This is a genomic window from Kribbella sp. CA-245084 (assembly GCF_050942355.1).
Taxonomy (GTDB): Bacteria; Actinomycetota; Actinomycetes; order Propionibacteriales; family Kribbellaceae; genus Kribbella.
This window is the reverse complement of record NZ_CP192053.1, coordinates 4,578,172-4,601,351: the sequence shown is the minus strand read 5'-3', so window position 1 is coordinate 4,601,351 and position 23,180 is coordinate 4,578,172. Positions and strand designations below refer to the sequence as shown.

General features: G+C 68.0%; 17 protein-coding genes. 6 read left to right on the top strand and 11 right to left on the bottom strand.

Going from position 1 to position 23,180, the window contains the following annotated elements; all coding sequences use genetic code 11:
* Window positions 1-87: 87 nt before the first annotated feature.
* Window positions 88-1,866, top strand: coding sequence for a M1 family metallopeptidase (locus tag ACQPYH_RS22110; RefSeq protein ID WP_432894260.1), 1,779 nt, complete (start codon window positions 88-90; stop codon window positions 1,864-1,866).
* Here the strand turns inward: ACQPYH_RS22110 and ACQPYH_RS22105 are convergent, their stop codons facing one another.
* Window positions 1,867-2,727, bottom strand: a complete 861-nt coding sequence (locus ACQPYH_RS22105) for a GNAT family N-acetyltransferase (RefSeq protein ID WP_432894258.1) — start codon at window positions 2,725-2,727, stop codon at window positions 1,867-1,869.
* 106 nt (window positions 2,728-2,833) lie between these two features.
* Between ACQPYH_RS22105 and ACQPYH_RS22100 the strand changes: the two genes are divergently transcribed.
* The gene (locus ACQPYH_RS22100; RefSeq protein ID WP_432894256.1) at window positions 2,834-3,526 is read left to right on the top strand and encodes a GntR family transcriptional regulator; all 693 of its coding nucleotides are present in this window, start codon (window positions 2,834-2,836) and stop codon (window positions 3,524-3,526) included.
* Here the strand turns inward: ACQPYH_RS22100 and ACQPYH_RS22095 are convergent.
* From ACQPYH_RS22095 to ACQPYH_RS22050, 10 genes are all read right to left on the bottom strand, one after another.
* A complete protein-coding gene (locus ACQPYH_RS22095) occupies window positions 3,508-5,265 on the bottom strand; it encodes a gamma-glutamyltransferase family protein (protein ID WP_432894254.1) in 1,758 nt (585 codons plus the stop codon). The two genes, ACQPYH_RS22100 and ACQPYH_RS22095, sit on opposite strands and share 19 nt — an antisense overlap.
* On the bottom strand, window positions 5,262-6,245 hold the full coding sequence (locus ACQPYH_RS22090) for an ABC transporter ATP-binding protein (protein ID WP_432894252.1): 984 nt from the start codon (window positions 6,243-6,245) through the stop codon (window positions 5,262-5,264). The genes ACQPYH_RS22095 and ACQPYH_RS22090 overlap by 4 nt, the downstream gene beginning before the upstream one ends.
* A complete protein-coding gene (locus ACQPYH_RS22085; protein WP_432894250.1) occupies window positions 6,245-7,222 on the bottom strand; it encodes an ABC transporter ATP-binding protein in 978 nt (325 codons plus the stop codon). The genes ACQPYH_RS22090 and ACQPYH_RS22085 overlap by 1 nt, the downstream gene beginning before the upstream one ends.
* Window positions 7,219-8,091 carry an ABC transporter permease gene (locus ACQPYH_RS22080; RefSeq protein WP_432894248.1) on the bottom strand — a complete coding sequence of 291 codons (873 nt, stop codon included), beginning with the start codon at window positions 8,089-8,091 and terminating at the stop codon, window positions 7,219-7,221. Before ACQPYH_RS22080 ends, ACQPYH_RS22085 begins: the two co-directional genes overlap by 4 nt.
* Window positions 8,091-9,044 carry an ABC transporter permease gene (locus tag ACQPYH_RS22075; protein WP_432894246.1) on the bottom strand — a complete coding sequence of 318 codons (954 nt, stop codon included), beginning with the start codon at window positions 9,042-9,044 and terminating at the stop codon, window positions 8,091-8,093. Before ACQPYH_RS22075 ends, ACQPYH_RS22080 begins: the two co-directional genes overlap by 1 nt.
* The gene (locus tag ACQPYH_RS22070) at window positions 9,041-10,732 is read right to left on the bottom strand and encodes an ABC transporter substrate-binding protein (RefSeq protein WP_432894244.1); all 1,692 of its coding nucleotides are present in this window, start codon (window positions 10,730-10,732) and stop codon (window positions 9,041-9,043) included. Before ACQPYH_RS22070 ends, ACQPYH_RS22075 begins: the two co-directional genes overlap by 4 nt.
* A 181-nt stretch (window positions 10,733-10,913) precedes the next feature.
* Window positions 10,914-11,414: a GNAT family N-acetyltransferase gene (locus tag ACQPYH_RS22065; RefSeq protein ID WP_432894242.1), complete on the bottom strand. Its 501-nt coding sequence runs from the start codon at window positions 11,412-11,414 to the stop codon at window positions 10,914-10,916.
* A 139-nt stretch (window positions 11,415-11,553) separates the two neighbouring features.
* Window positions 11,554-12,693 (bottom strand): SWIM zinc finger family protein, encoded by a 1,140-nt coding sequence (locus tag ACQPYH_RS22060; protein WP_432894240.1) that lies wholly within the window; start codon window positions 12,691-12,693, stop codon window positions 11,554-11,556.
* Window positions 12,690-15,488, bottom strand: a complete 2,799-nt coding sequence (locus ACQPYH_RS22055) for a DEAD/DEAH box helicase (protein ID WP_432894238.1) — start codon at window positions 15,486-15,488, stop codon at window positions 12,690-12,692. Before ACQPYH_RS22055 ends, ACQPYH_RS22060 begins: the two co-directional genes overlap by 4 nt.
* A 132-nt stretch (window positions 15,489-15,620) precedes the next feature.
* Complete coding sequence (locus ACQPYH_RS22050; RefSeq protein WP_432894456.1) at window positions 15,621-17,498, bottom strand: ABC transporter ATP-binding protein; 1,878 nt, start codon at window positions 17,496-17,498, stop codon at window positions 15,621-15,623.
* Window positions 17,499-17,663: 165 nt separating this feature from the next.
* Here ACQPYH_RS22050 and ACQPYH_RS22045 point away from each other — a divergent pair, with 165 nt between their 5' ends.
* The 4 genes from ACQPYH_RS22045 to ACQPYH_RS22030 are packed head-to-tail and all read left to right on the top strand — an operon-like array spanning window position 17,664 to window position 22,928.
* Entirely contained in the window at window positions 17,664-18,434 is a 771-nt protein-coding gene (locus tag ACQPYH_RS22045) for a TetR/AcrR family transcriptional regulator (RefSeq protein WP_432894236.1), read from the top strand.
* Between the two features lie 41 nt (window positions 18,435-18,475).
* Entirely contained in the window at window positions 18,476-19,147 is a 672-nt protein-coding gene (locus tag ACQPYH_RS22040; RefSeq protein ID WP_432894234.1) for a TetR/AcrR family transcriptional regulator, read from the top strand.
* On the top strand, window positions 19,147-20,880 hold the full coding sequence (locus ACQPYH_RS22035) for an ABC transporter ATP-binding protein (protein ID WP_432894232.1): 1,734 nt from the start codon (window positions 19,147-19,149) through the stop codon (window positions 20,878-20,880). Before ACQPYH_RS22040 ends, ACQPYH_RS22035 begins: the two co-directional genes overlap by 1 nt.
* Window positions 20,877-22,928 (top strand): ABC transporter ATP-binding protein, encoded by a 2,052-nt coding sequence (locus ACQPYH_RS22030; RefSeq protein ID WP_432894230.1) that lies wholly within the window; start codon window positions 20,877-20,879, stop codon window positions 22,926-22,928. Before ACQPYH_RS22035 ends, ACQPYH_RS22030 begins: the two co-directional genes overlap by 4 nt.
* Window positions 22,929-23,180 lie beyond the last annotated feature (252 nt).

Here is a 23,180-nt window from a genome sequence, read left to right as displayed (position 1 = left end):
CACGGTGGTGCGGCTGGCTCAGATCGGACGTCCGATCTGGCTGGGACCTGGGTACTGTTCCCCGGACGCCTCACTCGGGGAGCTTCCGTGACGCACGATCGCCACTCCTACGCCGAGCCTGCCCTGGCTCGGACCACCCATCTCGAGCTCGACCTCGCGCTCGACTTCGACGAGAAGGTGCTGGCTGGTAGTGCCACGCACACTCTCGCCTGGACCGGCACAGAGTCAGACAGCGGTGACCGCCTTGTCCTGGACACCCGCGACCTCACCGTGCTGGGGGTCGAGGGGCAGACGGCGGACGGCTGGGAGCCGCTCGAGTACAGCCTGGCCGTTCCGGACAAGGAGCTCGGCGCCGCGCTGACGATACAGACGTCGAGGCATCCGCGGGTGAAGGTGAGCTACCGGACCGCGCCGACCGCGACCGGTCTGCAGTGGCTGGAGCCTGCGATGACGGCCGGCGGTGTCATGCCGTTCATGTTCAGCCAGTCGCAGGCGATCCACGCCCGCAGCTGGGTCCCGGTGCAGGACACCCCGAGCGTGCGGTTCAGCTACGCCGCTCACGTGACCGCGCCGCCGGAGCTGATGGTGCTGATGAGCGCCGACAACGGCACGACGTCGCGCCGGACGGGCTCGTACGACGTGGTGATGCCCGAGCCGATCCCGTCGTACCTGCTGGCGATCGCGGCGGGCGACCTGGTGTTCGAGCCGCTCGGCGAGCGGTCCGGCGTCTGGGCGGAGCCGGCGACGGTGCGGCAGGCGGCGACCGAGTTCTCCGACACCGAAGAGATGATGCGGGTCACCGAGGAGCTGTTCGGCCCGTACCGCTGGGGCCGGTACGACCTGCTCGTGCTGCCGCCGTCGTTCCCGTACGGCGGGATGGAGAACCCGCGGATGACGTTCGCGACGCCGACCGTGGTGATCGGGGACAAGTCGCTGGTCAGCGTGATCGCGCACGAGCTCGCGCACAGCTGGTCGGGCAACCTGGTCACGCAGGACAGCTGGGACGACATCTGGCTCAACGAGGGCTTCACGTCGTACGTCGAGAACCGGATCGTCGAGGCTGTCTACGGGACCGAGTTCGCGCTGATGGAGACCGCGATCAAGCAGCACGCGACCGTCGTGAAGCTGGACCCGCTGACGCCGGCCGAGCTGGCGGTCGAGCTGCCCGGGCTGCACCACCGCTCGGAGTACCACGGGAAGACGTCGACCGGCCCGCTGAAGGGGTCGTGGTTCCTGTCGTGGCTGGAGGAGCGGTTCTCGCGCGAGGTGTTCGATCCGTTCCTGCGCGGGTACTTCGACCGGTTCGCGTTCCGGAGCATCAACACCGACAACTTCGTCGAGCACCTGCAGGAGCACCTGCTGTCGGAGCACCCGGACGTGGTGACGGCCGACGAGCTGGCGGCCTGGTTGTACGAGCCGGGCATCCCGGCGTTCGCAGCGCGCGCCGTGTCGCAGCGTTTCCGGGCGGTTGACGAGGCGCGTGACCTCTGGCTGAAGACGGGTGAGCTGCCGCAGGGCGCGGGTCAGTGGACAACGCAGGAGTGGCTGCGGTTCCTCGACGCGGCCCCCGACGTACTGAGCCCGCTTCTTCTGCAGCAGCTTGATCGTGCGTTCGGTCTGACCGGTACGGCGAATGGCGAGATCGCCCGCCGCTGGTACCAGATCGTCGCCGCCAGCAGCTACGAGGCGGCGTACGCCGAAATGGCCGAGTTCCTCACCAAGGTGGGCCGGATGAAGCTGGTGCTCCCGGTCTATCAGGCCCTGGCCGGCACCGACCGAGCCTTCGCCGCTGAAGTCTTCGCAAAGGCTCGTCCCGGCTACCACCCGATCACCACAGCAGCCGTCCAGCGGATCCTCGGCCAGTAGCTAGAGGTCCAGCTTGCGGCGGTTGACTTCGTAGCCTGGGCGGTAGCCGAGGTGCGTGTTGGTTCGGCGCATCGCGGTGTTGGTCTCGACGGTGTCGGTGAGGAGGCCGTCGAGGTCGGGGAAGCGGTCGCGGGTCTCTTGGATCTGCGCGGCCTTCATCCAGAGGGCGAGACCGCGGCCGCGGTGTGCGGGAAGCACTGCGGTGCCGTAGAGCTGCGCGTCGCCCTTCCCGTCGCCCGGTACGACGACCTCGGTGAAGCCGACGATCTGCCCGGTCTCGTCGAGGGCTGCGACGACGGACAGATGGTCGCCGCGTTGGGCGATCACCTGCGCGGCGTGCCGCGTCCGCTCGACGTCCCACACATCGGCGCCGACTGAGATCGAACCCGTCGGCGCATCGTCCATCCCGGTGCGCGCGTCGGTGAACGACTGCACCAACTCATCCGGTACGACGCCCTCCCAGGAGATCAACCGGTACCCAGGAACCTCCGGTACGTCGGGAATCGCGCCGGACAGGTCGAGCCGCGTGTAGATCAGCGTCAGCCCGATCTCGAACCCGTGATGCTCGAGGAACCGGTCACCGACCGACTCGACGTTCACATCGGTGAGCAGCGTCTCGGCGTCGTTGTCGCGCGCCCCGGCGACCACCGCATCGAGCAACTGCGACCCGATACCGCGCCGCCGCTCGGCCGGGTGCACGGTGAGCTCGAACTCACCGAGATGCGAGTAGTTGGGCCGGCTGTCGAGCCGCAGGAACGCGGACCCGACCGGCGTGCCGTCGTCCTCTGCGGCCAGCCACGCGAGCCGGTAGCTGGAGGGCCGGCGGTCCGGATCTGTCAGGGGGATCAGTCGGATGCTCAAGCCGACAATTTAACCCGCTGGTGGGATCACGTGCTGCCGGTCGGTCGATCGGCTACCGTGGCGCGCAGATCAAACGGGGAGAGGCGAACGGGGAGAGGAGCCACGGGTGGAGCAACTGGGCGGGGAGGCCCCGCGAGACCAGGTGATACGCACGATCGGTGCCGATCATGTCGCACTACGCGAGCAGGTGCTCGCGGAACTGCGCCGGCGCATCATCGACGGCGATTACCGCCAAGGGGAGCGGCTGACCGAAACCCGGCTCGCGGACGACTTCGGCGTGTCGCGGAACCCGGTGCGTGAGGCGCTCCGAGTGGTCGAGGCGGAGGGCTTCGTACAGATCCTGCCGCGCCGCGGCGCCGTCGTCGCGACCCTCGACGAGACAGCGGTCCGCGATCTGTTCGCCGTACGGGAGCAGCTCGAAACGCTCGCGGCCGGTCTCGCGGCGGAGCGTGCGACGGCCGAGGGGATCGCGGCGTTGCGCAGGCTGATCGACGACGCGAGCAAAGCCGCCGAGGCCGAGGACTTCGACCGGGTCGCCGAGCTCAACAGCGCATTTCACCGGGCCGTGATCGAGGTCAGCGAGAACCGTTGGCTGCACTCGATCTCGTCCGCGATGTACTACCACGTCCACTGGGTGTTCCGCGTCGGCGCCGCCCAGCGCGCACCGCACTCGTCCGAGGAACACGTCCGCCTCGTCGACGCCATCGAAGCGCGCGATGCGGCAGCCGCCACCACGGCCGCCCGCTTGCACGTCGAGGCGGCCGCGAAGGCGGCGTTCGGTCAGCGTCCGACCGCGTAGCCCTGCATCCCGCGCGGGTTGGCCGCCGCGGCGAGCACGCCGTCGGCTTCCTTCCGTACGGCGCACAGGCGGCCGAGGCTCCACGCATCGGAATCGGTGACGACGTGCCCGCGTCGTACCAGCTCGTCGCGGATGTCCTTGCCGACCCGGGTCTCGATCGTGAGGCCGCCCGGCTCGGTGGCGCGCGGGTAGAACGACGACGGGAAGCCGGTGGTGTGCCAGGCCGGCGCGTCGATCGCCTCCTGCAGATCCATCCCGGCGCCGAGGTGCCGGAGCAGGAACAGCAGCTGCCACTGGTCCTGCTGGTCGCCACCTGGTGATCCGCAGGCCATCAGCGGCTCGCCGTCTCGGAGTACGAGCGTCGGCGTCAGCGTGGTCCGTGGCCGCTTGCCCGGAGCGAGCGAGGCCGGCAGGCCTTCCTCGAGCCAGAACATCTGCGCTCGGCTGCCGAGGCAGAACCCGAGCTCCGGGATCGTCGGCGAGGACTGCAGCCAGCCACCGCTCGGCGTCGCGGAGATCATGTTGCCCCACTTGTCGATGACGTCGACGTGGCAGGTGTCACCGCGCGTCACGCCACCGGACGACACCGTCGGCTCGCCCGTGGTGGCATCACCAGTTTCGTTGCCCACGGCAAACGACGGGAGTCGCGGCTCGCGCCCGTCCGGACGGCCGGGGCGCAGGTCGAGCGACGCGTCAGACCCGATGAGCTTCGCCCGATCAGCGGCGTACCCGGGTGAGAGGAGCGTCTCGAGCGGTACGTCGGCGCCGTCGCCGTACCAGGCCTCGCGGTCGGCGTACGACAGCTTCATGACCTCGACCGTTGTGTGCACACCCTCGGCGCTGTCCAGGTCGACGTCGCCGAGAGCCGAGAGTACGGCGAGGGACTGCAGCAAGCCCGGACCCTGGCCCCAAGGACCGGTCTTCGCAACCGTGTACCCGTTCCAGTCGTACGTCGCCGGGTCCTCCCAGGTCGCCTCGAACGCGGCCATGTCATCGCCGGTGATCAGGCCGGCGTGGTCCTCGCCGCTGGAGTCGCGGTGTGGCAGCCGCGCGAACTTGTCGACCGCCTCAGCGACGAACCCTTCCCGCCACGCCTTCCGCGCCTGCTCGATCTGGCCTTGCCGGTCCGCGCCAGCCGCTTCACCCTCGACGACGAGCCTCTCGAGCGTCGCGGCGTACCCCTCGTTGCTGAACCGTCCGCTCACCGGCCGCCCGTCCTTGAGCCAGAGCGCGGCCGACGTCTGCCAGTGGTTCTCGAACAACTCCTGCACCGTGCTGATCGTGTCCGCGATGCGCGGCACCAGCGGGTGACCGTTGCGCGCGTACTCGATCGCGGACTCCAGTACGACGCGCAGCGGCAGCGTGCCGTGATCGCGAAGGAGAAGAAGCCAAGCGTCGACGGCGCCGGGAACGGTCGCCGCGAGCGGACCCGAGCCTGGAACCAGCGCGAGGCCGAGCGAGCGGTAGTGCTCGATCGTCGCGCCGGCCGGGGCGACGCCCTGGCCGCACAGCACGCGCGGGGCGGGATCGTCGGCGGTCGCGATGATCGCCGGCACCTCACCGCCGGGCCCGTTGAGGTGCGGCTCGACCACGTGCAGCACGAATCCGGCCGCGGCGCCCGCGTCGAACGCGTTCCCGCCGAGCTCGAGGATCCGCATGGCCGACTGCGACGCCAGCCAGTGCGTGGACGAAACCATCCCGAACGTGCCGCGCAGTGTGGGCCGGGTGGTGAACGTCATCGAGAGGCTCCTTCTGTTGGTCGTACGTCGGGTCCGGTGCCGTCGTCGTTGACGAGGTGACAAGCCACCTGGTGTCCAGCCTCGCCGATCGTGCGCGTCTCCGGCACGACTGTCCGGCATTTGTCCACGGCGACGGGGCATCTGGTGTGGAAGCGGCACCCGGGCGGCGGGTCGATCGCCGACGGCAGGTCATCGCCGAGCAGAACGGGCCGTCGGGCACGCTGCTCGGCTGGATCGGGTACGGGCGCCGCGGACAGCAGCGCCTGTGTGTACGGATGGGACGGCTTGCCGAAGATGCGGGCGCGCGGACCCTGCTCGACCAATTGACCGAGGTACATCACCGCGACCTCGTCGGCGAGGTACTCGACCGCGGACAGGTCGTGGGTGATGAACAGACACGCAAACCCGAGGTCCCGCTGCAGATCGGCGAGCAGATTGAGTACGGAGGCCTGCACCGACACGTCCAACGCACTGGTCGGCTCGTCTGCGACCAGTAGTCGCGGCTCGGAGATCAGCGCGCGCGCAATGCTGACCCGCTGTCGCTGACCGCCCGACAACTCGTGTGGTGCTCGCTGCGCGACCTCAGGGCGCAGACCGACGCGACGCAGTGCCTCACGCACCTTCGCCGGGACGTCCTTGCGCCTCATCAACCGCAGCGGCTCACCCACGATGTCGCCGACAGTGAACCGCGGGTCGAGCGATCCGGCCGGGTCCTGGAAGACGATCGAGACGGCACGGCGGTGCTGGCGGAGCTGACGACGGGACAGATGGGCGATGTCGACTCCTGCCAGCCGGACCGTTCCATCGGTGGGCTCCAGCAACCGGACAATGCACCTGCCCACGGTCGACTTGCCGCTGCCGCTCTCGCCGACCAGCGCGACCACGGAGCCTTGCTTGATCCGGAGCGTGACGCCGTCGACGGCGCGCACCGGGCCGAAGTGCATGACGAGGTCCTCCACCTCCAGGGCGAGGGATTCCATCAGACCTCCACGGCTTCTCGGACCGGGTGCCAGCAGGCGACCCGATGTACGCCGGCGGTGAGCTCGGGCTGGGACGTCGTACAGGAATCGTCGGCCCGGGAGCAGCGGTCCGCGAACGTACAGGCGTCGGGCTGCTCGGACAGGACCGGCACCAGGCCGGGGATCTCGCTGAGCCGATCCGTTTCGGCATGGCGTCCGGCGGCCGGAGACGCACCGAGCAGTCCGACCGTGTACGGGTGCTGGGGCTTGGCGAAGATCTCGTGCACCTCCGCTGTCTCGACCACGCGCCCGGCGTACATCACTGCGACCCGGTCGGCGAGGTCCGCGACGACGCCGAGGTCGTGCGTGATCAGCACGATGCTCGTGCCGAGGCGTTCGCGCAGACCCCGCAGTACGTCGAGGATGCCGGCCTGGATCGTGACGTCGAGCGCCGTCGTGGGCTCGTCGGCGATCAGGACCTTCGGGTCGCAGGCGACGGCCATCGCGATCATCACCCGCTGGCGCATGCCGCCGGAGAGCTGGTGCGGGTAGTCACTGATGCGGCGTTCCGCGGACGGGATGCCGACGAGCTTGAGCAGCTCGATCGCGCGGGCCTGTGCCGCCTGGCGGTTCAGGCCGATGTGCGTTCGCAGTACCTCACTGATCTGGTGGCCGACGGTGAAGACCGGGTTCAGCGAGGTCATCGGCTCCTGGAAGATGTACGCGACCTCGCGGCCGCGGATCGAGCGGAGCGTGCGTTTGTCGGCGCCGATCAGCTCGGTGCCGTCGAGCTGGACCGAGCCGTCGACGGTCGCGGTGCGGGGGAGCAGACCGGCGATGCTCATCGCGGTGACGCTCTTGCCGCAGCCGGATTCGCCGACCACCGCGAGGACTTCGCCGTCCGCGACCTCGAAGCTGACGTTGTCGACCGCCGACAAGCGGCCGTCCTCGGTCCGGAACGTGACGGACAGGTCTTTGACTGCAAGGACAGGTCTCATCGGCGGCTCGCCTTCGGGTCGAGGGCGTCGCGGAGACTGTCGCCGACGATGTTGAACGCCAGCGTCAGCAGCATGATCGCGACGCCAGGCATGACGGCGGCCCACGGCGCCTTGGACGCGAACTGCTGGGCGTCGGCGAGCATCGTGCCGAGGCTCGGCGCCGGCGGCTGGATGCCGAGGCCGAGGAAGGACAGCACCGCTTCGCCGAGGATCGCGGCCGGGATGCCGACCGTGGCCTGGACGATGACCGCCGAGCCGGCGTTCGGCAGGATGTGGCGGCCGAGCACCCACGCATCACTGGCGCCCTCGACGATCGCGGCGGCGACGAAGTCGAGTGACTTCAGCCGGAGCGTCTCCGAGCGGACGATCCGGATCATGCCGGGGATCTGCGCGATGCCGATTGCGATCGCCGCGTTGCCGAGGCTCGCCCCGCGGATTGCGGCCAGCCCGACCGCGAGGATCAGGAACGGGAACGCCAGTACCAGATCGGTGAGCCGCGAGATCAGCGCGTCGACCGTCCGGAAGTACCCTGCGATCAGCCCGAGCGGTACGCCGATGACCAACGAGAACGCGACCGCGAGGATCCCGACGTGCAACGACGCACGCAGGCCGAACATGATGCGCGACAAGACATCCCGGCCGAGGTCGTCGGTGCCCAACAGATACCCGGCCGTTCCCGGCGGGGCGAACGCGTTGCCGAGGTTCGTCTGCGTTGGTTCGTGCGGCGCCAGCCAGTTCGCGAACACTGCGAGGATGACGGCGATCGTGAGTACTGCGAGTCCGGTCAGCGCGAGCGGGTTGCGGAAGACCCGGCGTACCACTCGACGGCTGTTGCTCCGCGGAGGGGCGATCGCTTCAGCGACTGCCATCACGCCTCACCTCGCACGCGGATCCGCGGGTCGATGACGGAGTACAGCAGATCGACGAGCAGGTTGATCACGATGTACGCCGTCGCTGTGACGAGCACGACCGCCTGGATGACCGGGTAGTCGCGCTGGAAGACCGCGTCGACGGTGAGCTTGCCGAAGCCGGGCAGCGCGAAGATCCGTTCGGTGACGACGGCGCCCGAGATCAACGCGCCCAGTTGGAGTCCGACGATCGTGACGACGACGATCAGACTGTTGCGCAGGGCATGCTTTCCGATCACTGCCTTGGGCGGGAGCCCCTTGGCTTCCGCCGTCCGGATGTAGTCGGCGCTCAGCGCGTCGAGCATCGACGATCTGGTCTGGCGCATGATGACGGCGGCCAGGCCGGTGCCGAGGATCACCGCGGGCAGGATCAGGTGGTGGAGGTTGTCCACCGGGTTGGTGAAGAACGGGACGAAGCCGGAGGCGGGAAAGAGGCCGAGGGCAACGGACAGGTACAGGATCGCCATCAGCCCGAGCCAGAAGTGCGGCACCGACAACCCCAGGAGTGCAAGGGCGTTCGCGGCCCACTCGGCCGGCTCACCCCGCCGTACTGCGGCCACGACTCCCGCGCCGACGCCGATGACGCCGGCGATCAGGATCGCGAGCACCGACAATTCGATGGTCACCGGCAACGCGCTGAAGATCATCGACCGCACGGGAGTGCCCGTCCGGATCGACTCGCCGAGATCGCCGCGGGCCGCGTGACTGATGAACTGCCAGAACTGCACGAGCCACGACTGGTCCAGCCCGTACTGCTGCCGGATCGCCCGCAGTGACTCCGGATCCCGATCCTCCCCGGCCAGGGCCAGCGCAGGATCGCCCGGCAACGCCCGTACGCCGACGAACACCACGATCGTCGCGAGCACGAGCGTCACCACGCTCTGCCACAGCCGGTTGAGGAGGTACCGCCTCACTTGGCGAATCCCGCGAAGGCTGTGCGGATCACGCCGTCCGGGTAGACCTGGATGCCGAGCAGCTTCTTGGAGACGCCGGTCAGGTTGCGCTGACGGTACATGTAGATGATCGGGTCGTCCTGCTGGAGCTTGGTGACCACGTCGCCGTATAGCTTGACGCGCTGCGCCTGGTCGGTGGACTGACGTGCGTCGGTCAGGACCTTGTCGAGGTCCGGGCTGCTGTAGCCGGAGACGTTCTGGCTGCCGGTGGTGCCGACGAAGTTGAAGATGTTGGCGTCGGGGTCGACCCGGCCGGACCATCCGAGCTGCAGCAGTTCGAAGTCACCGCGGTCCTGCTGGTCGAGCAGCGCGGCGTACTCGACCGGCTTGATCACCAGGTCGAATCCGCCCTCCTTCACCATCCCCTGCAACGCCTGCGCGAGCCGCAAGCTGTCCGGGTTGTTCGACGTCACCATCTCGACCTTGTACGGCGTAGTCACGCCCGCGTCGGCGAGCAACTGCTTGGCCTTCGCCGGATCGTGCGCCGGGCAGACCTGAGCCGTGTCCGAGGTGAACTCGCTCTTCGGGGATACCGGGGAGCAGGCAACGGTGTTGAGTCCGCCGAAGAGCGACTTCACCAACGCGTCGCGGTCGATCGACAACGCCAGCGCCTGCCGCACCCGCGGGTCCTTCGCGATCGGAGTCCCGAGCGATTTGAGCGGGTTCCCGACGCCGTTCGAGTTGCCGATGTTGATCGTCAGGCCCTGGTACCCGAGCGACTGCGACTGCAGCACGCTCACGCTGTCGTCCTTCTGCAGCGCCGGGGTGTCCTGCGTCGACAACGAGTCGGCCACCTGCGCGTCGCCGGACTTCAGGTTCGCGGAGCGGATGCTCGAGTCGGTGATGATCCGGTACTCGATCGCGTCGAGGTGCACCTTCGCGGCGTCGTAGTACATCGGGTCCTTCACGACCTTGATCGAGTTCTGCGCGACGCGGCTGGCGAACTTGAACGGGCCGACGCAGACCGGTGCGTTGGAGAAGTTCGCACCGAGCTTCGCGACCGCGGCCGGGCTCAGCACCATGCCGGCCCGGTCGGCCAGCGCGGCGGTCAGCGGCGCGAACGGCTTCGACAGCTTGATGACGACCGTCTTCGGGTCCGGCGTCTCGATCGAGGTGATCGGGCCGAGCTCGCTCTTGCGGGCGGACCCGGCGAGCGTGAGGTGGCGGTTCAGCGAGATCTTCACCGCGTTCGAGTCGAACGTGCCGCCGTCGGCGAACTTCACGCCCTGCTTCAACGGGATCGTCAGGCTGAGCCCGTCGGCGGAGAGCGTCGGGAGCGCGGTGGCGAGCTGCGGCACGACCTTCGCGTCCGAGCCGAGGTCGTAGAGCTTCTCGCACATCGTGTGGAAGACGTACCGCGAGTAGAGGCTGCGCGACAGCGTCGGGTCGAGCTTGTCCGGGTCGGCGGACAGGGCAACGGTCAGCGTCCCGCCCTGCTTGACCTGCGCGGCGTCGGCCGGCTCGCCGAACACATCCTGTCCGGTCGGTGCCTGCGTACCGCTGCTGCTGTCGTTCCCGGCAGGCTCAACGGGGGAGCAAGCCGTACCGACCAGGGCCAGCGCGATGACGGCGGCGCCGATCCCGGCCAGCTTCCGGCGGCGGTTACTCAAGGTGAAACGGTTCAGCGAGAGCGGAAGTCGACGAGTCATCGCGGGCTCCTGAGTAGGCGGTTCTGTCGACTGTTTCATGTATACAAGGTGGTTGCGCAAGTGATTCGGCGAGTTTGACTGAACCTTTTACGACCGCTCGCCGTACTCGCAGTGGAACGTTCAAGTCCGACGACCGGTCGAGGTCGCCGGAGGCTGGAGCACGGCCTCCGGCGACCTGACGTCAGACGGTGACGGGGTACGTCAGGTCCCCGCCGGGTACGGCGTGGTCGCCCAGCGCGAGCGCCATCAGATTCGGCCCGTCGTACTGCGGGTGATGGACGCCGAACTCGGTCGCCTGCCGGAATCCGAACCGTGGGTAGTAGGTGTCGTGGCCGAGCACGACAACCGTCCCTTCGCCACGATCACGCGCTGTGGCCAGCGCGGCCCGCACGGCCGCACCACCGGCTCCCTGCTTCTGGTACTGCGGAAGCACGGCGACCGGCCCGAGCGAGAGGACCGGCTTGTCGCCGATGTAGCAGCGGGTCAGGGCCGCATAGGCGACCGGCTCATCTTCGGGCGTAGTCGCGACGATCATGAACCCGGGAAGCCAGGCGACCGGGTCGGCGCGATGGGCGTCGAGGAAGTCGACCTCGAACTGGCGGCCGAACGCCTGCCGGGTGATGTCGCGGATCAGTTCGACGTCGGCCGGTGTCTCGACGCGGGTGTTCCAGGTGATGGACAACGGTGGTCCCTTTCGAAGGTTGGCGGATGAGGTTGAGTGACCGGGCGTGCGGCAACCCGGAACGTCGCAGTCATCAACCCACCTCCTCCTTCGAAGTCGCGGCCACCCTAACCGGGCGGACCGTGTCGACGCATCGGATTTACCAGTCGGCGACGAGGGGATCCGTGGACGGGGGAGCGGCCGGCGTCCAGACGTCGTTGACGAGCCTGTACGGGTGCCATCGCCCGTTGCGGTCGAGCCTGACCTGGGTGTCGGTGCCGATGGTCAGCCGGTTGTGTGAGGCGATGACGTCCGCCTGGAGCTCGGTCCGTGCCCGGTTGAGGTCCGCGGGGTTCGGCGTCCAGGTGTGTTCGAGTACGTCGAGGCCGGGCGCGCCGCCGTACCGCCAGGCTTGGATGCCGAGGGCAAGGTCCTTGCCGGTTGCCTCGGTCAACGGTGTGGCGAGCTCGGGGAAGTCGGCCGCGAGCCGGATGGTGTCTTGCCACCCGTCCAGTGGTTGCGGCTCCGGGATGCCGTGGAGGAGAGCGTTGAGGATGGCTCTCGCGCGGCGGGCCGCGTCGAGGACGAGGAGTTGGAGGACAGTCGGGCCGATGCCGTCCGGTGGTTCGATAGCCGTTACCGCCAACTCGTCGAGGCTGACCTTCTTCGGCAGTTCGGGTGCGTCCGGCAGTTCTTTGGAGGTGGCGGCGAGGACCTCAGCCAACGAGATCCCGGGCTCGATCGGCTCTGACGTTTGGAGCCCGTCGACGAGGCTCTCGCGAGTACGGCCGCGAAGCAGGAGCAGGACGAATGGGTCGGCATCGAGGAGCCACGCGACCTGGTAACAGAGGGCGGCCGCGTGCTGGCAGGGCAGCTCCCAGGCGTCGCAGGTGCAGTTCGGGTCGAGGTCGCCGATGCCCGGCAAGAGCGTGACTCCTGCGTCGGCCGCGGCCTCGACCAGGTCGTGCGGCATCTCGCCGTCCAGTAACGCCGCGATGTGGCCGGCCCGCGCCGCGACCTGCTCACTGAACCGCCGCCAGTCCTCGGCACTCAACTCGTCGACGCGGACGACGGCCTCGTACGTGTCCTCGGGGGAGTACACCGTGGCGGCGATCCGGCCCGGGCTGATCGTGATCGTCCCGACCTGACCCGAGTTCGCGTACCGGCGGCCTTTGCGCAGCTGGTCCGAGTCGAGCGATGTGTCCTCCATCGCCTGCACCCACGCCCGTGCCCACCACGACCGCCCCCGCGTACTCCGCTGCTGCCGCCCGAAGGCTGGGAACCCTTGTGCGTCGTTCATCGCAGACCTCCCCGCAGCTCGACGAGATCGGCGAGCTCCGTGTCGGACAGCTCGGTCAACGCGGCCTCGCCGCCACTGAGAACGGCTTCGGCCAGCTCGCGTTTGGCGGCCAGCATCGCGGCGATCCGGTCCTCAATGGTGCCTTCGGCAATCAATCGGTGAACCTGCACCGGGCGGGTCTGGCCGATCCGGTACGCACGGTCGGTCGCCTGGTCCTCGACGGCCGGATTCCACCAGCGGTCGTAGTGCACGACATGATCGGCGCGGGTCAGGTTGAGACCGGTGCCGGCGGCCTTGAGCGAGAGGAGGAAGACGGTCACCTCGCCCGCCTGGAACCGGTCGACCATCGCTTCGCGCTGTGCGACGGGCGTGCCGCCGTGGAGGAGCTGGGTCTGGATGCCGCGCTCGTCGAGGTGCCGCTCGAGCAGTCGGGCCATAGCGACGTACTGCGTGAAGACGAGGACGGCGCCGTCCTCGGCGACGATGGTCTCGAGGAGCTCGTCGAGGAGTTCGAGCTTGCCGGAGCGACCGCTGAGCCGCGCCTTGTCGCTTTCCTTCAGGTACTGCGCCGGGTGGTTGCAGATCTGCTTGAGGCCGGTGAGCAGCTTGACGATCAGGCCGCGTCGCGCCATCTGGTTGCTTGCGCGGACCTCGGCCATCAGCTCGCGGACAGTTGCCTCGTACAACACGACCTGCTCGCGCGTGAGCGAGACGGGCTGGTCGGTCTCGGTCTTCGGCGGTAGCTCCGGCGCGATACCCGGGTCGGACTTCTTGCGTCTGAGCAGGAACGGACGGACCAGCTTCGCGAGCCGTGCGGCGACCTCCTCGTCCTTGTCGGCTTCGATCGGCGCGGCCCACTGGTTGCGGAAGGTCCCGAGTCGCCCGAGCAGCCCGGGCGTCGTCCAGTCGAGGATCGCCCACAACTCGGACAGGTTGTTCTCGACCGGTGTGCCGGTCAGGGCGACCCGCGCTTGTCCTGGCACGGTTCGCAGCGCCTTCGCCGTACCGGATGAGGGGTTCTTCACGTGTTGCGCCTCGTCGGCGACGACCAGGCCCCATCGGTGGTCGGCCAATCGTGCGGCGTCGCGGCGCAGGGTCCCGTACGTCGTGAGGACGAAGCCGTCCTGTGCGTCGTCGAGTGAGCGCGCGGTGCCGTGGAATCGGCGTACCGGAGTGCCGGGGGCGAATCGTTGGACCTCGCGCTCCCAGTTGCCGAGGAGCGACGCCGGGCAGACGACGAGGGTCGGGCCGGCGGTGTCCGTGGACTCCTGGCGGTGGAGGTGCAGGGAGATGAGCGTGATCGTCTTGCCGAGACCCATGTCGTCGGCGAGGCAGGCGCCGAGTCCGAGCGAGGTCATCCTCGCGAGCCAACGGAGACCGCGCAGTTGGTAGTCGCGCAGCGTTGCCTGGAGCCCGGCGGGTGCTTCGATGGGTTCGTCGGCTCGGTCGGGGTCGGCGATGCGGGCGCGGAGATCGTCCAGCCACCTGGTCGGGGTGACGGTGATCTGGCGGCCGTCGATCTCGGTGGTGCCGGTCAGTGCAGCGCCGAGGGCGTCGATCGGGGTGACCGGCTTGAGGATGCGTTCGCGGGCTTTGCGGGCGAGCTCGGGGTCGATCAGCATCCACTGGTCGCGCAGCCGGACCACCGGGCGGGTGGCTTCGGCGAGTTGGTCGAGCTCGGCCTCGGTCAGCGGGTCGTCGCCGACCGCCACTTGCCAGCTGAAGTCGAGCGTCTTGTCGCCGCCGAAGAATCCTGGGAGGCTGCTCGGCGGTCCGTCCGCGGAGGTGATCGCGGCGCGGGCGGTGAGCTGGCGCCCGAGACTCCGCGGCCAATGCAGGTCCACGCCCGCCGCCGTCAGCCGTTGCGCCGATCCGACGAGCAGCTCGGCGACCTCTTCGTCCGACAGTTCCATACGGTTTGGTATGGCGGAGTCCAACAGCCGCTGGAGCGCCGGCCAGACCCGCGCGGCCCGACGGATCGCCAGCGTGGCGTCAATCCGAGCCCGCGGCCCGAACCCGGCGACATCCTCAGCCCACACGTCGTCCGCATCCCTGACCAGCGTCGGATCCTTGAGGCTGTGCAGCTGAACGACCGCGCTGAACGCCAGCGAGTCCGCCAACTCGATCCGCAACGAGATCCGCACCCCGCTGTCGAGCCCCGCAGAAACCTCATCCGCCCACCCCCGCAACCGCTCCGCCCGCTGCGGCGCCGAGCTGGTGAACAGATTCGTCTGATGCGCCTTCCCCGCAGCCGGCGACCGAGGCATCCCATCGGCAACCGCATCAAGAAACTCCCGCACCAACTCCTCAGCCACCGCCACCCGCACCCCACCGCCCAAGGCCGATGGAGCAGATGAGGTGGGAGTGAGTGGGAGGGCTCGGGCTGAGGGGGGCATGGCTTCGGCGAGGGTTAGGAGGCGGGTTACGTCGTCGGTGTCGAGTGGGCCGACCCGCCAGGCGTCGTACCCGCCGGGGGAGACGCCCGGGAGAAGCTTGCCCCGGGCAACCAGCTGTAGCGCCACCAGCGAGGCTCCACCCCAGAACGCCGCCGACGGATGAGCCCCCACCGCCCGCCGCATCCGCCCCAGCACCGGAACCGCGTCCGCGACCGACAACTCGATCGCGCGCACCGACTGAAGCTGGGAATCAACAACCAACTGCAGCTCGACCTGCTCACCGACGCCTAGTGGAAGTTCACCGCCGTCGGGGTCCCAGAACGCTATCCGGCTTGTGCGTGGTGGATCCGCCGGCCGGAAGACCACCGCGTATCCAGCCAGCTCTTGCCCCGTACCCACCAACCCAACAACCTCCTGCTCCACCGTCCGTACGCCGAGGTGATCCCGTCCCACTGGCGGGATGTCTGCCCATTGACGTGCTATATCCCGCTGTCCATCAAACAACCCGCTACCGATGCCCCAGGCAACCAGCTAGACACCGACCACCGCCGTACCCGCCTCAGGTTGTTCGAACTGGGTGCGATAAAGCTCCTCGTACCGCCCGCCGGTCGCGAGCAACTCCGCATGCCGACCGCGCTCCACGATCCGCCCAGCCTCGATCACGAGGATCTGGTCCGCGGCACGGATCGTCGACAGCCGGTGCGCGATCACCACCGCCGTACGACCAGCAAGCGCCTCCGTCAGCGCCGCCTGCACCGCAGCCTCATTCGTCGAGTCCAACGCGGCGGTCGCCTCGTCCAGGATCACGACCCGCGGCTGCGCGAGGAGCAACCGCGCGATCGTCAACCGCTGCCGCTCACCACCCGACAACCGATACCCGCGCTCACCGACGACCGTGTCGAGCTGATCAGGCAACGACCGGATCAGCTCACCCAACCGAGCCCGCTCCAGCGAATCCCACAGGTCCTCCTCGGACGCCTCGGGCCGCGCAAGCAGCAGGTTCTCCCGGATCGAATCGTGGAACAGATGACCGTCTTGCGTCACCATGCCGAGCGTCGCCCGCAACGACTCCGCCGACACATCCCGTACGTCGGCCCCGGCCAGCTTCACCGAGCCTGCGTCCACGTCGTACAACCGCGGAATCAACTGAGCGATCGTCGACTTCCCTGCACCGGACGACCCGACCAGCGCCACCATCTGCCCCGGCTCAGCCTTGAACGACACGTCATGCAACACCTCAACTCCACCCCGGGTGTCCAGCTTCGCGACCTCTTCCAGCGAAGCCAGCGAGACCTTGTCCGCCGACGGATACGCAAAGCTCACGCCCGAGAACTCAACCGTCACAGGCCCCTCAGGCACCCGGCCAGCGTCCGGCTTGTCCTTGATCAGCGGCTCCAGATCCAGTACTTCGAAGACCCGTTCGAAGCTGACGAGCGCCGTCATCACCTCGAGCCGCGCACTGGCCAGCGCAGTCAGCGGTGCGTACAACCGCGTCAGCAGCAGCGCCATCGACACGACCGCACCAGCGTCGAGCTGATCCCGCAGCGCATAGAACCCGCCGAGCCCATAGACAACAGCCAGCGCCAGCGCCGACACCAACGTCAACGCCGTCACGAAGATCCACTGCACCATCGCCGTCCGTACGCCGATGTCCCGCACGCGCCGCGCCCGTACGGCGAACTCCAGCGACTCCCGCGCCGGCCGCCCGAACAGCTTCACCAACGTCGCACCCGGCGCCGAGAACCGCTCGGTCATCTGCGTGCTCATCGTGGCGTTGTAGTTCGCCGCTTCCCGCTGCAAGCCGGCCAGTCGCCGCCCGACCCGTCGTGCCGGCACCACGAACACCGGCAGCAGGATCAACGCGAGCAAGGTGATCTGCCACGACACGCGAAGCATCACCACAAGCGTCAGCACGAGCATCACCAGGTTGCCGACCACGCCGGACAACGTGTCGCTGAACGCGCGCTGCGCCCCGATCACGTCGTTGTTCAGCCGGGAGACCAGCGCGCCGGTCCGGGTCCGGGTGAAGAACGCGATCGGCATCCGCTGGATGTGGTCGAATACCGCCGTCCGCAGATCGAGGATCAGCCCCTCACCGATCTGCGCCGATAACCACCGCGTCAGCATGCTCAGCCCGGCCTCCGCGATCGCGATGATCGCGATCAGCACCGCGAACCGCAGTACGACGCTGAACTCCTTGCCGCCGACGATCGCGTTGACCACCTTGCCGGCCAGCACCGGCGTCGCGACCGCGAGCACCGCCGCCCCGACGCTCATCACGAGGAACCAGATCAGTTGCGTGCGGTGCGGGCGCGCGAACGCCAGGATCCGCCGCAAGGTCGCCTTCGAGAAGGGACGTTTGTCGTCCTGCGCGTGCATCGCGTGGTAGAGCGAGTTCCACGCGGTCATTTCCATACTCACAGCTGTGTCTCCAGGCTCCGCTGAACCGATCGATCGTGGACCGTCGATGATTCCGTGCCCCACCGACAAAACCTGACGCTAGAACCTCGACAAAGATTGAGGTCAACTGCGTACACTGTACGAAGTATAGCCGATCCGAGAAGAACGACGGACATGAATCAGGAGTACAGCGGCAGCGGCGACCCGGCGAAGAGCCTCGAGCTGCTCTGGCGACGCCGCCCGCAACCGACTCGCGGACCGAAGCCGGCGCTGACCGTCGACCAGATCGTCACGGCCGCGCTGAAGGTCGCGGACACCGACGGCCTCGGCGCGATGTCGATGCGCCGGGTCGCCGACGAGCTCGGCGTCGGCGCGATGACGCTCTACCGCTACTTCCCGGGCAAGGGTGAGTTGCTCGACGTCATGCTCGACACCGTGTACGGCGAGCTGCCGCGCCGCGACGTACCGGGGGAGTGGCGGGCGAAGCTCGACGAGGTCGCCCGCGAGAACCGCGAGCTGTACCTCCGGCATCCGTGGATGCTTCAGGTCGCGATCAGCCGCCCGCCGCTCGGTCCCAACGTGATGGCGAAGTACGAGTGGGAGCTGGGTGCCGTCGAGGGGATCGGGCTCAGCGATGTGGAGATGGACTCGACCGTCGCGCTCGTCAACGGTTACGTGCACGGCGCCGTACGAACGGCGGTCGAAGCGCGGCAGGTGATCCTCCGATCCGGTATGACGGACAAGGAGTGGTGGCTGGCGCACGTCCCGCATCTGGACCAGATCAGTGACCTGGCGAAGTTTCCGCTGTCGGCACGGGTCGGTACCGCGGTCGGGAGTGAGTTCGACGCCCCGTATGATGTCGATCATGCGTTCGAATATGGTCTGGAACGCCTCCTGGACGGCGTTTCCGCGCTGGTAGTCAACCGGTCTGCACCGGAGGGGTAAATGTAGTTGTGAGTGAGTACTCACTCAGTTACCTTTGATCCGTGACACCACGAGCGACCCCACTGCCACCCGAGGAGCGACGCGCGGCCATCGTCGAGGCCGCGCTGCCGTTGCTGGAGGAGTTCGGGGCCGACGTCAGCACGAAGCAGATCGCCGAGGCGGCCGGGATCGCCGAGGGGACGATCTTCCGTGCGTTCGGCAGCAAGGATGCGCTGATCGAGGCCGCGATGGCGACCGTGTTCGACACCTCGGACCTGGTCCGGGCGATCGAGCGGGTCGACCCCTCACTGCCGCTGCGGGAGCGGACCATCGCCGCGGTCGAGATCGGCCAGAAGCGGCTGCGCGGGGTGTTCAAGCTGATGTTCGCGTTGCGGATCCGCCGGCCACCGGAGTTCCGGCACGCGACCCCGATGGACGAGGCGCGCCGTCAGCGGCACTCGGACCTGGCGAACCTGGCGTTCGCGGACCTGCTCCGGCCGGATGCGGACCAGTTGCGGCTGCCGCCCGAGGACGTGGTCCGGCATCTCGGGCTGCTCACCTTCTCGGCCACCCACCCACTGATTTCCGGCGGCCACGTGCTGACCGCCGAGGAGATCGTCGACTTCGCGTTCGACGGCCTCCGCAAGCACCACACCGGTCAGCCACCGGCCACCGAGGGCATCGTCGAGTACGCGCTCGGCGGCGCCCGCCATCACGACCCTGGGGATGATTGATGTTGATTCGCGTCTTGCGTACGCATTTGCGTCCGTACGCGGGAAACCTGTCCTTGGTGGTGGTCCTGCAGCTGGTCGGGACGATCGCCTCCCTCTACCTGCCCACTCTCAACGCCGACATCATCGACAACGGCGTGGCGGAGGGTGACACCGGCTACATCGTGAGCACCGGGGGCTGGATGCTTGCTGTCAGCCTGGTGCAGATCATCTGCACGATCACCGCGGTGTACTTCGGCGCGAAAACAGCTGCCCTGTTCGGCCGCGACGTGCGCGCGGCCGTCTTCCACCGGGTCGGCGAGTTCTCCGCCCGCGAGGTGAACCAGTTCGGTGCGCCGACGCTCATCTCCCGTAGCACCAACGACGTACAGCAGATCCAGATGCTGGTCGTGATGACCACGACGATGCTGGTCGCAGCGCCGATCACGATGATCGGCGGCGTCATCATGGCGGTCCGCCAGGACGTCGGCCTGTCCTGGCTGGTGGCCGTCGCCGTACCGCTGCTGGCCGTCTGCGTCGGGTTCATCGCGAGCCGGATGGTTCCGCAGTTCCGGAAGATGCAGAAGAACATCGACGGGGTGAACCGGGTACTGCGCGAGCAGATCACCGGGATCCGGGTGGTCCGCGCGTTCGTCCGCGAACCGCACGAGGTCGAGCGCTTCGGCGAGGCCAACCAGAACCTGACCGACACGGCGATCAAAGCCGGCCGGTTGATGGCGCTGATCTTCCCGACCGTGATGCTGATCCTGAACGTGTCGAGCGTGGCGGTGCTGTGGTTCGGCGCCTCCCGGATCGAGAACGGGACGCTGGAGGTCGGGGCGCTGACCGCGTTCCTGAGCTACCTGATCCAGATCCTGTTCTCGGTGATGATGGGCGTGTTCGTGATGATCATGGTGCCGCGGGCATCGGTCTGCGCGGACCGGATCTCCGAAGTACTCGACACGGATTCGTCGGTGCGGCCGCCGGTCACGCCGATCAAGACCTTCACCGGTCGCGGGCAGCTCGTGTTCGAGCACGCCTCGTTCAAGTACCCGGGCGCCGCCGAGCCGGTGCTGCACGACATCAACCTTGTCGCCTCGCCGGGGCAGACGACCGCGATCATCGGCAGTACGGGCGCCGGCAAGACGACACTGCTCTCGCTGGTGCCGCGCTTGTTCGACGCGACCGAAGGCCGGGTGCTGGTCGACGGCATCGACGTACGGGAGATCGAGCCCGAGGCGCTGTGGGAGCGGATCGGTCTGGTGCCGCAGCGTCCGTACCTGTTCTCGGGGACGGTCGCCAGCAACCTGCGGTACGGCAACCCGGACGCTACCGACGACGAGCTCTGGGAAGCCCTGGAGATTGCCCAGGGCAAGGACTTCGTCGAGGCGATGGCCGAAGGGCTGGAAGCGCCGATCGCGCAGGGCGGCACGAACGTGTCCGGCGGTCAGCGGCAGCGGCTCGCGATCGCGCGGGCGCTGGTCCGCAAGCCGGAGATCTACCTGTTCGACGACTCGTTCTCGGCGCTCGACCTGTCGACCGACGCCCGGTTGCGGGCAGCGTTGCGGCCGGTGACCCGGGAGGCCTGCATGGTGATCGTCGCGCAGCGCGTGTCGACGATCATCGACGCCGACCAGATCGTCGTGCTCGAGGACGGCGCGATCGTCGGCAACGGCACGCATGACGAGTTGCTCGAGACGTGTCCGACGTACGTCGAGATCGTCGAGTCCCAGCGTTCCGCGGAGGAGGCGGCATGAGCGAGCAGAACACGCCGTCCCCGAACGGACAGGCGCCCAAGGCTGTGAAGGCGACCGAGCGGCCGACCACCGGTCGTGGGTTCGGTCCGCCCGGAGGTATTCCCGGCGACAAGTCCATGAACTTCCTGCCGTCGGCGAAGCGGCTGCTCGCGCGGTTGCGCCCGCATCGGCTGCAGGTGTCCGGCGTCGTCCTGCTGGCGGTCTGCAGCGTCGGTCTGTCGGTGCTCGGCCCGAAGATCCTCGGTCGCGCGACCGACATCATCTTCGCCGGTGCCATCGGCAAGCATCTTCCGAGCGGTCTGACCAAGGCGCAGGTGATCGAGCAGACCCGGGCCTCCGGCAACGGCCGGCTCGCGGACCTGCTGCAAGGGATCGACCTGGTCCCGGGCGTCGGCATCGACTTCGATGCCCTGCGCAACATTCTGCTGCTGGTCCTGGCGCTGTACGTCGGTGCGTTCTTCCTCTCCTGGGCACAGGGCTACATCCTGAACGGCGTCGTGCAGCGGACGATCCTGTCGCTGCGTGCGGACGTCGAGGCGAAGCTGAACCGGCTGCCGCTGAGCTACTTCGACGGTGCGCCGCGCGGTGAGCTGCTCAGCCGGGTGACGAACGACATCGACAACATCTCGACCAGCCTGCAGCAGACGCTGAGCCAGCTGCTCACGTCACTGCTGACGGTGATCGGCGTGATCACGTTGATGTTCGTGATCTCTCCGGTGCTGGCGCTGATCGCGCTCGTCACGATCCCTATCACGATGATCCTGACCGCGACGATCGCCAAGCGCTCGCAGGTTCGGTTCATCGCCCAGTGGCGTCACACGGGTGCGCTGAACGGGCAGATCGAGGAGGCGTTCACCGGGCACGAGCTGGTGAAGGTCTTCGGTCGGCAGAAGGAGATCGAGGCCTCGTTCGCGAAGAAGAACGACGAACTGTTCCAGGCGGCGTTCGGGGCGCAGTTCATCTCCGGGTTGATCATGCCGGTGATGATGTTCGTCGGGAACCTGAACTATGTGGTCATCGCGGTCCTCGGCGGTCTGCGGGTCGCCTCCGGCACGATGTCGCTGGGCGACGTGCAGGCGTTCATCCAGTACTCGCGGCAGTTCACCCAGCCGCTGACGCAGGTCGCCTCTATGGCGAACCTGTTGCAGTCGGGCGTGGCGTCTGCCGAGCGCGTGTTCGAAGTACTGGATGCTGAGGAGCAGATCCCGGACGACGCGACGCCGGAGAAGGTCACCGACTCGCGTGGACGGGTCGAGTTCGAGCACGTGTCGTTCTCGTACGACCCGGACAAGCCGCTGATCACCGACCTGAGCCTGATCGCCGAGCCGGGGCAGACGGTCGCGATCGTCGGCCCGACCGGTGCCGGCAAGACGACCCTGGTCAACCTGATCATGCGGTTCTACGAGCTGAACGGCGGCAAGATCACGCTCGACGGTGTCGACATCACCGAGCTGACGAGGCACGACCTGCGCTCGCGGATCGGCATGGTGCTGCAGGACACCTGGCTGTTCGGCGGCACGATCCGCGACAACCTCCTCTACGGCAACCTGAAGGCCACCGAGGAGGACATGCTCGCGGCGGCGAAGGCGACGTACGTCGACCGCTTCGTGCACAGCCTGCCGGACGGATACGACACCGTGATCGACGAGGAAGGCAGCAACGTCAGCGCCGGTGAGAAGCAGCTGCTCACCATCGCGCGGGCGTTCCTGGCCGACCCGCAGTTGCTCATCCTCGACGAGGCCACCAGCTCGGTCGACACCCGCACGGAGGTCCTGGTCCAACGCGCCATGGCCGCCCTGCGCTCCGACCGGACCAGCTTCGTCATCGCCCACCGCCTCTCCACCATCCGCGACGCCGACCTGATCCTGGTCATGGAGAACGGCGCCATCGTCGAACAGGGCAACCACAACGAACTCCTGGCCCTCGACGCCGCCTACGCCCGCCTCTACAACGCCCAGTTCAGCGGCGCCGTAGTAGACATAGACGAAGAAGCCGCCGCCATGGCCACCCCGGTAGCAACCCCCGCCGGCCGCCCAATGGCCCGCTAACGCAAAGAGACGGGGACGCCAATCCGGCGTCCCCGTCCCTCGTCATGCCTGTGGATGGCTTTCTGGAGCCTCACCCATGCCCGGCAACGCGGACTACCGGAAAGCAGTACGGCCGATCGGATTGTTGCGTTCGGGCGCGACGGACATCATCTGGCGCTGGCGATGACTCGGCTCGACGGGCAGTTCTTCCGGCAGCACGGATCGAATCTGGTCCTGTCACGTGCGCTTGTCGAGAACGCGTTGCAGGATCTC